The organism is Candidatus Hydrogenedens sp., from assembly GCA_035378955.1.
Classification (GTDB): domain Bacteria; phylum Hydrogenedentota; class Hydrogenedentia; order Hydrogenedentales; family Hydrogenedentaceae; genus Hydrogenedens.
In genome coordinates this window covers 1-11,341 of the sequence record DAOSUS010000096.1, presented here as the reverse complement: position 1 = coordinate 11,341, position 11,341 = coordinate 1, and the positions used below count along the sequence as shown (strand labels likewise).

Here is an 11,341-nt window from a genome sequence, read left to right as displayed (position 1 = left end):
ATGAAACGGATAAGACAAATGTAAATTGAAGATATAGTACATAGTTAACACATGGCTTTTTAAACCATGAAGAACACCAAAAATATGAATGAAGAAGTGAATATTAAAAAACTTAACATACTCTGTTTTTCTTCTTTATAGACTATATGTTAACTGGTAAATATCGGTGGGATTTATAAATACAATGAAATACCTGTTTCTATTGTAAAACATTTGTCCTATCGGTAACATTCGTCTCATCAGCCCCTTTGGTCTCATTTGTCCCATCGGTCCCATTTGTCCCATTAATTTAACAGGCAAGAGCCCATGTATCACTCTTTCAGAAAAAACTTATCTTGAACACATTAATAAGAGTAAAATAAACACCCACAAGGATAAAAACTATCCCTGTAATCCTTCTCGCCCAAACCTCCGCTGATGATAAAAAATTGTATACTTTACTAACCTTCGATGTTCCAAATGAAATTAAGAAAGAAAAGATAATAACGGGAATGCCCGTGCTAACCCCATAGAAAAAGGGAACACTAAAAACAGAATTTGTTTTAGTGGCTAATGGTATTAATCCCCCAAAAAACAATGCTGCGGATGTTGGACAAAAAGATAAAGCAAATAGAAATCCGAGCAGAAAAGCACCTATCAATCCCCATTCTTCAATTTTCTTGTTGAACTTGTCTGTCTTAAACGATATATTCAAATTAATCTTTATAAGGTCAAGCAAAAACATTCCCACAATAATAAGAAGGGGTCCAATAATTTTATTCATATATTTTTGCAAAAAATGAGAGAGAAACGGCATATCCAATAAACTCTTCACAAGTATAAAACTGAGTATGATATAGGCAAGGGTTCTACCTAAAGAATAAATAAGCCCATTCAACAGGACAAGTCCGGGATGAGTTATTTTCTTGGATATATAGGAAATAGCCACAATATTTGTTGCCAGAGGACAGGGACTGATAGAGGTCAGAAAACCAAGGTATCCTGCAGAAAAAAGACCCATTAAAAATTGCATTCCGTATTTATCCCTTCAAATACTCACGGACATTTTCTTGTATGTAGTTATAATATCTTGTTTTATCCCCATGAATAAGTTCCCAAACCTTTTCCAATCTTTTCCAATCCTGGGCTTTTCCATTTACATTCCATTCTACAACAACACAGCGTGTAGATAACTGAAAGTCCTGTATAAAATGTTCATTTTGTGGCTCCTCTACATTTACACTTCGGAATTCCAATTTCCCTGTTTCCAATTCTTTCTTAAAGGTATTTTCAATTGCTTCCTTCGCATATTGTTCAATAGCTCGACAGGTAGGACAACGAGCAGTCCCATGAAAATAATAAACAATAACCTTTTCCTTGGCTTCTGATTTATCCCCAGTATCTGTTGGAGAAGTTTTATTTTCTTGTGATGTATTTCCTGCGGTTTGTGCTTTTACATCAGAAACAGTAATTCGATTATTTCTTACCTCTGAATATACGAGATAACCTAATGAAATACACACAAAAAGAATTAATAAAACAGAAATAATATTTTTCATGTATTTTTCCTTTCTTATTGAAGTAAAGATTATGACGCTAATATTTTCTTTATTTCTTCAACAGACGGAACTTTTCCCACTGTCTTTACTTCTCCATCTACAACCAACGCAGGTGTCATCATAACACCATAGTCCATGATTTTCTGAATATCAGAAATCTTTTCAATTTCACATTCAATATTGAGTTCATCTGCAGCGGTTTTTGCGTTGTTATATAGTTGCACGCACTTCATACAACCGGGACCTAATACTTTAATTTCTTTCATATCTATTCTCCTTAAGTTTGTGTTATGATATTCTTATTTTACCAAATTACCAAATTATATTGCAAATGGATATACGACATAGAACATCTTATATAATACATATACCAAATAATCATTACTTTTGCAATTTAACAAAAAAATCCAAGTTGAAATTTATTTGGCTATTTTGCTATTATATCAAATAATCAACAATGTTACTTTAAGGATATTGAATATGAACAAAAAAATTAAAGACAAATATGAATTACATGCACAGGTATTAAAGGCTCTTTCTCACTCAACACGACTTTTCATTGTTAATGAATTAGCTCAACATGAAAAATGTGTCTGTGAACTACAAGAACTGATTGAAGACGATATATCAACAATCTCAAAACATCTATCTATTTTAAAACAAGCAGGTATTATAGAGGACCGAAAAGAAGGTTTGCGTGTATATTATCGCCTGAGATTAAAATGTCTCCCTATGTTTTTATCCTGTGTAGAAAACATTATCATAGAAAAGACTAAAATGCAGTTCGAAATATTAAATTTATCTTCAGAAAAATAGTTAAAAATCTCTCGAATATAATATAAAGGAATTTAAACATGGATATTAAAAAAGAAGGAAAAATTTTATTTTTTATTACTCTGACATTTTTCATTTGTTATTTTTTACCTGTTGGAACATCTCGTTTTGATAATGCGGTGATGGAGGCACTTTATTTAATTAAATGGTATGCAAGAGAACATGTATTACTGTGCCTTGTTCCTGCATTTTTTATTGCTGGTGCTATTGGAGTATTTATCAGTCAAAATTCTGTTATGAAGTATCTCGGCGCTGATGCCAATAAATTTATTGCATACGGGGTTGCGTCAGTTTCGGGGACTATTCTGGCTGTTTGTTCCTGCACAGTATTACCCCTCTTCAGTGGTATATACAAAATGGGTGCAGGATTAGGACCTGCTACGGCTTTTCTTTATTCAGGTCCTGCTATTAATGTATTAGCCATCATTCTCACGGCTCGCATATTAGGACTGGAATTAGGTGTTGCTCGTGCTGTGGGGGCAGTCCTGTTTAGTATCATTATTGGATTGTTAATGTTCCTCATCTTCCGAAAAGAGGAGACACAGCGAACTCTGAAACATGCAAATATGCCTGTTTCAGAACCTAAGCGACCTCTATGGAAAACCGCCCTTTTCTTTGCATCCATGATAGCAATACTTGTATTTGCGAATTGGGGAAAGCCCGAAAATAACACGGGCTTCTGGTATGTTATGTTTCAATACAAATGGGTATTTACTTCTGTCTCAGGAATTATTTTAGGGGTTATTCTTGCGTTATGGTTTGAAATTCAATGGTGGAAAATTATTGTTACAGCAATAGTATGCATTATTTTTGCCTTTCTATTCCCCCATGAACCCGTAGTAGCATTTTCTACAGGTTTTATCGGTCTCTCTATCATTACCTTGACAGGAACAGATGAAACAAAAGAATGGTTCTTTTCTACATGGACTTTTGCAAAACAAATCCTTCCTTTACTACTTGCGGGCGTATTTGTAGCCGGTTTCCTTTTAGGCAGACCCGGGAATGAAGGAATTATCCCCAATACATGGGTTTACACCGCCGTAGGAGGAAATTCTATCCGTGCCAATTTTCTCGCTTCTATAGTTGGGGCTTTTATGTATTTCGCCACTCTTACGGAAGTGCCGATATTACAGGGATTAATCGGTTCGGGAATGGGTAAAGGACCCGCATTAGCTCTTTTACTTGCTGGACCTGCATTATCGCTCCCCAGTATGATAGTTATATATAACATTTTAGGTTTGAAAAAAACAGTTACTTATGTTTCCCTCGTTGTCATTATGGCAACTATAACAGGCATTCTGTTTGGAATAATGCCATAGATCCAATAAATTCTTTTTAGAAAAAATGCATTTCTTTTAATCCTTTCAAATAAGTACTATTTATAATAGTCTCCATTAGTTTTCTCATAAATATTTACATATCAATTGGTTAAATTCCCCAAAAAAATATAAGCAAGAATTATTTAAAATTTTTTATCATAACTGACATAAAAAATGGGTATAAAATGAATATATATAGTGAGCCCCAATGTGAGGGGTTCGAAGTGAGCGCTCGCTTCTTATAAATTAAATTACAAAAACCTTATAACATAAGGAGGTAAAATTATGTTAAAAAGATTAAGTGTAATTACTTTTGCGATGGTCGTTGCTTTTATTTTAACAGCCGGTGCTTTTGCGGCGGATGTTCAAGCAACAGTAACCGGTAAAGTTTCTGTGCAAAACAATGCTGCTTCTATACAAGTGAAAGAAGCAAAGGATAGTTCAGGAAAAGCTTTGGCTGACCTTGCCGGCAAAACTTTAAAAGTAGTAGGTGCAAAGTCGGCTGATGCTGTTAAACTTTCCGGCAAAGATGTAGAAGCAACAGGGATTGTAAAAAATAACAACACAGAAATTGATTTGTCTGCAATTAAAGAATGTGCTGCTGCTCAAAAGAAGTAAGATGTAATAAATAAGCAAAATATTACCATAATCAAGAAGGAGGGCGTTTTAGAAGTCAATTAAAAAACGCCCTCCAGCGTTTTACATTACAAAAAATAAAACTTAACAAATTTAAAATATGAATGATGAAAAGTTTCTTCAATATATAACCGAAAATAAAGATAGATTCTATAGTTTTCTAAAACAGAATCTTTATAATCCGGCAATGAAAGAAGATGTGTTTTTAGATGCAGTTCTCACTGCATATAAAGAAAAAGATAAATTTATTGAAGGGACGAATTTCAAAGCCTGGTTCTATAAAATATTGTTAAATAAATGTTTTTGTGCCAATCGGGATATTTCCTTTTATTGGGAACCAATTGAAAATTATACCGAGACATTAGTATCGCCTAACAGAATATGGAACAATAACGGTAATGGCAAAATAGATATTGATAATTTTCTACAACAATGTTCCGATGAGGTTTATCAAGCCTTTATGAATTTATCGTTGCTTCAAAGACTATGTATTTATCTAAAAGATGTAGAAGACTTACCCTATAAAGATATTGCTTCAGTAATCGGTATTCCTCAAGCGAGTGTTATGACACATCTGTCCAGAGGAAGAACCAAATTAAGAATGTTATTAGCCGATAAAATACATCAAATTGCTCCATCAAGATATCCTGACGGGCATAAATCTAAAACAGCAATAAAAAATTATGGAGATGGATAATATGTCGAACTCAGAGAATTTTAAAAGACATGATGAGGATACAGAACTCTTATGGCTTGCTTTGGACGAAGAGGGATTAGAATATCTCCGAATGCTTAAAGGAGATAAATTTATTGAACAACACAAAGAATTTATTTTTCAGGAAAAACAAAAAGAAATGAAAATATCTCAGAACTTAATTGATAAAGAAACTTGCCCGGAAGAATTGATATGTAGAATTAAAAAGCAGATATATCAAAATAAAAAACAAAATTTTATGAAAATAATATCTAATTACTTATCCATATTTCCCGTATTTGGGAGAAAGAAAATAATTTGGGGAACGGTTTGTATTCTTATTTTTTGTTGTAGCCTTTCCTTTATACATTTTAAGAATTACTTATTAACTCTGCCCTACAAGAATCAAACAGAACAAATAGCCTTGATACAACAAAAAGAATTTGATAAGAAAAATAAAATTGAGGAAAATTTTAATAATATTGTATTTGCATCGACAGAAGAAAACATCTCCTCTTCCGATTACAATTCAATTCAGGAGTTATTGAAAAATAAGACACAATCAATTGCCATAAATATCAACGAAATAATGAATCCCAGTAGCAATTATCAATTAATAGGTTATAGGGAAGATTCTATTGATGATAGTTTTATTATTCAAATTATCTTTCAAAATCAAGATTCAAAATTAAAGGTTATAGTATCTCCTTGCACCTCAAAAAATATAGATATGTATAAACCTGCAATACTACAAGGGAAAGTAAGAGATATCCGTATAGTAAATAATCATCTTGTATGTTTAGTTGGCGAACCAGAAATCTCTACACAAATTCTTAATTTCTTTGATTCAATTCCTAATCTCAGCAATATCAACACTAACAATGTTACTCCCAATGAGACAAATTCCCAGGACATAAATAATATTCAAACAACAGAAAATCCAGATAACAATACCCTAATCCCTTCTAATAACCTTGAAAAAGAATTTAGTAATGAAGCAACACAGTCAGAAAATTTTTCCCCTGAAACACAAGAGGAAACTAATTCTTCTGAAAATACTCCTATTTAAATTCCTTCCTTAATTAATAACAATTAACCTTTCACTATCTATCCTGCGTTTCTGGACCATTATTTTCTGAAACCTGAAACATTTTATTTCAGTCAAAAATTGAGAATATTAATATAAACTATATTTACTAAAATATAATAATAAAAGGTGCTTGTTATGAAACGAGAAGGTTTTACTCTCATTGAACTACTCGTAGTTATTGCAATTATTGCTATATTAGCGGCAATATTACTTCCTGCACTGGCACGCGCTCGTGAAGCGGCTCGTCGTTCAAGTTGTCAAAATAATCTTAAACAATGGGGAGTTATCTATAAAATGTATGCAAGTGAAGCGAAAGGTGGAAAATTTCCACCCATGCAATTCGAAGCATATTCGCATAGACGCGCCATCATTGCCCTTGGACCGATGGTCAACACAATCTATCCAGAGTATTTAACAGACCCGGCGATTATACTTTGCCCTTCCGACCCGGAAAACACGATGCAGAGCCTTATTGACCAAGCCACAGGACGATTTAATCTAGCTGAAAAGCGGGATGCTATTGATTTAAGTTATGTCTACACGGGTTGGGTTCTTGATAAATGTGAAGACACCAACCCACAGATTGGCATTGCAGAAATAATGTCTTTATTACCCCATATCCCTCATGATTTTGTGCTGGATAACCCAGATGCTACAGGACCTCAACAATTTGTTGCACTCTTTGTCGGTCTATTTACAAAAGCCATAGGTTTTTTACACGGCGGTAGTGGTGAATCTTATTTTCTTGCTAAAAGTTTTGAATTGGTAGACGGGGATTGTCCCGTTATAAACATTATGGGTACTGACCCTTTAGGAAATGGGAATACAAACACTATTTACCGATTAAGAGAAGGTATAGAACGGTTTCTTATCACGGATATTAACAATCCTGCCGCAAGTAATAAAGCCCAAAGTGAAATCTTTGTAATGCACGATACACTATCCAGCATGGTTAAATATTTTAATCATGTCCCCGGTGGTTGTAATGTGTTATATATGGATGGACATGTTGAATTTCTTCGATATTCCGATAAGGCTCCTGTGTCTCGTGGTTTAGCCTTATTTTTAGGAACATTAGTTGACCGTGGTAGGCATGACGATTAAAAGGAGACTATTTTATGAAAAATATTTCATTTCTAATAATTGCTTTCTTAATATTGCCTCTTTTTTTTACTATCAACGGATGCGGTCCTTCAGAAGAATATAAAAAAGTAAAAGAGGCTTTAGAACTGCATTCCAAAGTTAAAGAAAGAAACGCCAAAATTGGTAAAATTCGGTTTCTTCCTCGTGATGAAAATCAAAAAGATAAAGACCTACGATTTGAAGCAGACTTATTAGATGACAAGGGAAATATTATCGGCAAGGCAGAAGGTTTTCGTGTAGAAGGTTTTGGAACGCGTATTTTTCGTGTTCGCTACAATGACGAACCAGAACCACCTCCAAGAGAACGCGGGCAACGACCTCGAAGGCAAAGACCCAATCTTTCTCCATCTACAAATAAGGAACAGTCATCTGTAGACCACTTAACCAATTAAACACAGTGCTATAGAATTTATTATGTTATTCGTGTTTATTTGATTTATCTCTTTGCTAAAAAAAGAAGTGGACTAAATATTTTTGTCCTTGTAGATGTATTGTTATTTTTACTCAAAAGACCCATTCATTGAGCCTCTCGAAAAAAACGGGTCTTTATATGTGAATACAAAAATAATTGTCACTTATAAATTGCTCTGTATATTTATTTTTACATGCTCAAGCCCCAAAATTCATCATCCTCTATAATCGGGTCATCAGGGTTTATGACATGTAAATAGGTCATTTCTCCATCAGGGTTGGGAAATTCTGTCAAAATAATGTTTTCATAATCATATTTAACCAGTGGATACCAATTGAGTGTGTCCCAGCCTTTTACTGTAAATTTCAAACCTCCCTTACGGACTGTATCATCAGGGAAAGGTCCTTCAATAGATTTAGGGTCAATGGTAATTAGCCTTAAATCCTTATTCGCAAGTTGAGGATTGGCTTTCCTGCTTACACAAAACACCTGAGGCCCATACATGATTGCAACTCTACCTGCCTGAGCCTGAGTACCACGGATTACACGCATTTTCATATCGAAATTAATCTCTAAAATAGAACCTTTTTCCCATGAATTTTCTATCGACCATATATTCCCTGTCAAATCATTCTTAACCATCCAATCTCCATTATTAATCCTTGCTTTAACTTCTTTGCACCATAAAGGAACACGAAAAGCAATTGGGAATGCTTTTTCGTAAGGTATTTCATTAATCTTAACCTTCACAACCCCCTCCGAGGGATAGTTGGTCTCTTGTTCGATTTCAATAGGTGTATTATCAACGGTCAAAGTCGCTTTTGAGGGAGTAAAAAGGTTTATATAAATAGAGTTATCTTTCGTGTAATATATCATCTGAGGCAATTCTGCAATTATCCTACAGAAATTACATGGGCAACAATAACAATCCTGGTCGAAATATACACGCTTCCCTTCAAATGGTGTATAGTAGCGTATTCTTCTCCCATCTAACAATTGAGCCCCGAACAATGCGTTATATATAGCACGCTCCATCAAATCACCGAATTTTGAATTATTGGTTTCCCTTAAACATTCATCCCACCAGCGAATTAAATAAGCCGTCATGCAGGTTTCACCTAAATTAGCACTGCCTTCCTGTGTATCATGCCAGCATTCATGCTGTCCGCAGGTTCCAATAATAACCATACCGTTGTCTTTCAATATAAAATCAAGAACCTTCCGACCGGGCTTTAACAAATCTAAATTTGTTTCAATTCGATTTAATTGCATTTTTGCCACACACCGTTTCAAATGGGCATAGGCATGTCCCTGTATATGTCCCCATCTACCTTTAATAATAGGCCCATCCCATTGGTCTAATTTCATATAACTTTTAACAAAATCCAAATACTTCGGGTCTTTTGTGTCTTCATATAAGCAAAGCATTGCCGTTTCAACTCCTGTAGTTCCCATTTCCCAGCAAACATCGCCATCACCAGGTATACGCCCCGGATACGGACTCATATTTTGAATTAGATAATCGCCAGCCTTTCTGGCTCCTTCTAATGCAGATTCGTTCTTAAAAAAACGATATTCCATCAAAAGACCATAGATTATGTAGGCTATCTCATGTATATCCCAGAGTTTCCATACACGGTCACTTTTCTTGAACAAACCGATATACCCATCTTTTTCCTGTGCGTCAAGCAATGTTTTAACAACATGGTCTTTTCGTTCAATTACTTTCGGGTCATTGGTATATTTGGCAAACCGAACTAACGCATCTATCGTCTTATCTATTCCAATATACCCACCCCCAACATTTTCCTTCTTTACAAATGGCACTAAAAATTCCCCATCAATATCCATCACCATTGTATTGTTATATATTGTAATATCAATACGACGACCTATCTCACCGCCAACTTTAACCCAATCCAACGGCACACTCTCCAAATCCATACTCGCACCCATAGCAGTAAATAACATACATGTTAATAAAATTCCTGTACTCATGGTCATTTCCTCCTATAAATGTTATATAACCATTATAAACCATGAGAATGTCCCAGTTGTAAATAGGACAAGCGACTGTCCGTATATTTCTATATAGTATTTATTAATTACTAAAAAATCTTGGGTAACAATATTTAAATCTATATCTCCTTTACAAAAAGTATCTCTTCTCCATGCATATCAATTATCTTCACCTCAACTTTTTCCCTTTTAGAACTTTTAATTCGTATTTGCCCTTAACTAAATTACTTTTCCTCTCGTGCATATCGGAGAAAACATTATGATAAGTAGGAACATCAACTTTTCTGCATGTATTCAGCGGGTCAAAAACTTCTATTAACTAAGTTGGTAAACCTTTAATATAATCCAGTGGTCATTTTCCAACCCCATAAAGCATCGGTGACCTTTGGCAGAAATGTTCTTGCTCTTAGATATAAATAACTTCTCCCTTCTCTTTTGCTTCATTTATTATGAGAAAATCCTCATTTTCCCATTCCTCATCCGAATAATAGAGTAAGTCAAAAGGTATTTTTAATTTTCTTACTAATTCTCTACCTATACCGGTGGTCATCCTCACCCTTTCAAAAATACTTTTACCTTGAAAGCTCCGAGAAACAATGATTACATCAATATCGCTATCTTCTCTAAACCTCCCTTTCACAAACGAGCCAAAAATTACAATTCTATCAATACTTATTCCCCTTTCTGTTAGAAGTTTCTCCAATATATTTTTTATTTGTGACTTTATAACATTCTTTTCATACATAGTAATAATTCCCTTGTTTTCTCTAAGATATTATGTGTTTCCTCTTTTTCATAATCCCTTAAAAGCCTGTCCAATTCATCAGGATATCTTGTAGGAATGCTTAAACCATTAAGATTATCAATGAAATCATATAATTCTTTTTCAAGATCCATTCCCAACATTTCACAAAAATAGTTCAAGTTATGTATCTTCGGAGGGTCTTTTTTAAACTTTTTTGCATAAAGTCCTTTTAACGCTTTCTCAACAGAAAGATGACACATAAAAATGGTATACACATACTTTCCTGCATCAAACATTGCTTGTGCTGTATCTAAATCATAATCTGCTTGTTTCAGCCATTCTTCAGGTGATTTAAATTTATTCCTTGCATTTTTATCTTTCTCCATATCCATAAATCTCTTTTTTTACCTCGTTTATATTCCCAAATCCTTTTTCATTTCTACTAGTAATAAAAATTCTTGTAATTTTCATACTACACCCCTCTATGCAGCAAGTTCTTCAATATATTTTTCTTTATCGCTCCATAGTAAAGGTATTATTTTGTATTGTTTCAGTGCACTTATCAAATCAGGATTTATTGACTGTTCCATATCATTTAAAACACTATAAGCAGTAGAATTTGGTTCTCTTACCTCTTTTGTATCTGTCCACGAGAAGATTAAAGATGTGATGTTTTGCCTATCAGGGCGATTAATCGCCTTAAGTATCCTCTCTGGTTTTACTTTTGACGCTGGTATTACAAAATCAAAGAAATGAACAAATCCACTTTTCCCATTAAAGTTTACTGATGGAGTAAAACGTATCTCGTTTAGTCGCAAAAATCTTTCTACATCTTCTCTGAAAAGACTTGCTACCATTGGTGGAGCCATTACAAAAAGGTCATTTATAGATAGTATTGCCTGAATGAGGTT

At 34.1% G+C, this 11,341-nt stretch carries 14 protein-coding genes; 7 read left to right on the top strand and 7 right to left on the bottom strand.

Translation table 11 applies throughout. From position 1 onward, the window contains the following. Positions 1-319: 319 nt before the first annotated feature. From PLA12_13330 to PLA12_13320, 3 genes are read right to left on the bottom strand one after another with little or no spacing between them, the layout of a single operon-like run. Positions 320-1,012 carry an aromatic aminobenezylarsenical efflux permease ArsG family transporter gene (locus tag PLA12_13330; GenBank protein HOQ33475.1) on the bottom strand — a complete coding sequence of 231 codons (693 nt, stop codon included), beginning with the start codon at positions 1,010-1,012 and terminating at the stop codon, positions 320-322. A 7-nt stretch (positions 1,013-1,019) separates the two neighbouring features. After that, complete coding sequence (locus PLA12_13325; GenBank protein ID HOQ33474.1) at positions 1,020-1,538, bottom strand: nitrophenyl compound nitroreductase subunit ArsF family protein; 519 nt, start codon at positions 1,536-1,538, stop codon at positions 1,020-1,022. Between the two features lie 29 nt (positions 1,539-1,567). After that, positions 1,568-1,804, bottom strand: coding sequence for a thioredoxin family protein (locus PLA12_13320; protein ID HOQ33473.1), 237 nt, complete (start codon positions 1,802-1,804; stop codon positions 1,568-1,570). Between the two features lie 214 nt (positions 1,805-2,018). Between PLA12_13320 and PLA12_13315 the strand changes: the two genes are divergently transcribed. The 7 genes from PLA12_13315 (at position 2,019) to PLA12_13285 (ending at position 7,646) form a co-directional block, all read left to right on the top strand. Beyond that, positions 2,019-2,354, top strand: coding sequence for a metalloregulator ArsR/SmtB family transcription factor (locus tag PLA12_13315; protein HOQ33472.1), 336 nt, complete (start codon positions 2,019-2,021; stop codon positions 2,352-2,354). Between the two features lie 38 nt (positions 2,355-2,392). Next, the gene (locus PLA12_13310) at positions 2,393-3,691 is read left to right on the top strand and encodes a permease (GenBank protein ID HOQ33471.1); all 1,299 of its coding nucleotides are present in this window, start codon (positions 2,393-2,395) and stop codon (positions 3,689-3,691) included. Positions 3,692-3,976: 285 nt separating this feature from the next. Continuing rightward, entirely contained in the window at positions 3,977-4,309 is a 333-nt protein-coding gene (locus PLA12_13305) for a hypothetical protein (GenBank protein ID HOQ33470.1), read from the top strand. A gap of 118 nt (positions 4,310-4,427) precedes the next feature. After that, the gene (locus tag PLA12_13300) at positions 4,428-5,024 is read left to right on the top strand and encodes an RNA polymerase sigma factor (protein ID HOQ33469.1); all 597 of its coding nucleotides are present in this window, start codon (positions 4,428-4,430) and stop codon (positions 5,022-5,024) included. Position 5,025: 1 nt separating this feature from the next. Then, complete coding sequence (locus PLA12_13295) at positions 5,026-6,090, top strand: hypothetical protein (protein HOQ33468.1); 1,065 nt, start codon at positions 5,026-5,028, stop codon at positions 6,088-6,090. Between the two features lie 156 nt (positions 6,091-6,246). Then, positions 6,247-7,215, top strand: a complete 969-nt coding sequence (locus PLA12_13290) for a DUF1559 domain-containing protein (GenBank protein ID HOQ33467.1) — start codon at positions 6,247-6,249, stop codon at positions 7,213-7,215. Positions 7,216-7,229: 14 nt separating this feature from the next. After that, positions 7,230-7,646: a hypothetical protein gene (locus PLA12_13285; GenBank protein ID HOQ33466.1), complete on the top strand. Its 417-nt coding sequence runs from the start codon at positions 7,230-7,232 to the stop codon at positions 7,644-7,646. 209 nt (positions 7,647-7,855) lie between these two features. Here the strand turns inward: PLA12_13285 and PLA12_13280 are convergent, their stop codons facing one another. From PLA12_13280 to PLA12_13265, 4 genes are all read right to left on the bottom strand, one after another. After that, complete coding sequence (locus PLA12_13280) at positions 7,856-9,664, bottom strand: glycoside hydrolase family 127 protein (GenBank protein HOQ33465.1); 1,809 nt, start codon at positions 9,662-9,664, stop codon at positions 7,856-7,858. 427 nt (positions 9,665-10,091) lie between these two features. Further along, positions 10,092-10,430, bottom strand: a complete 339-nt coding sequence (locus PLA12_13275; GenBank protein ID HOQ33464.1) for a nucleotidyltransferase domain-containing protein — start codon at positions 10,428-10,430, stop codon at positions 10,092-10,094. Further along, the gene (locus PLA12_13270) at positions 10,409-10,822 is read right to left on the bottom strand and encodes a HEPN domain-containing protein (protein ID HOQ33463.1); all 414 of its coding nucleotides are present in this window, start codon (positions 10,820-10,822) and stop codon (positions 10,409-10,411) included. Before PLA12_13270 ends, PLA12_13275 begins: the two co-directional genes overlap by 22 nt. 90 nt (positions 10,823-10,912) lie before the next feature. Further along, positions 10,913-11,341: DUF1829 domain-containing protein (locus PLA12_13265; protein HOQ33462.1), on the bottom strand; the 429-nt coding region annotated here is incomplete at its 5' end.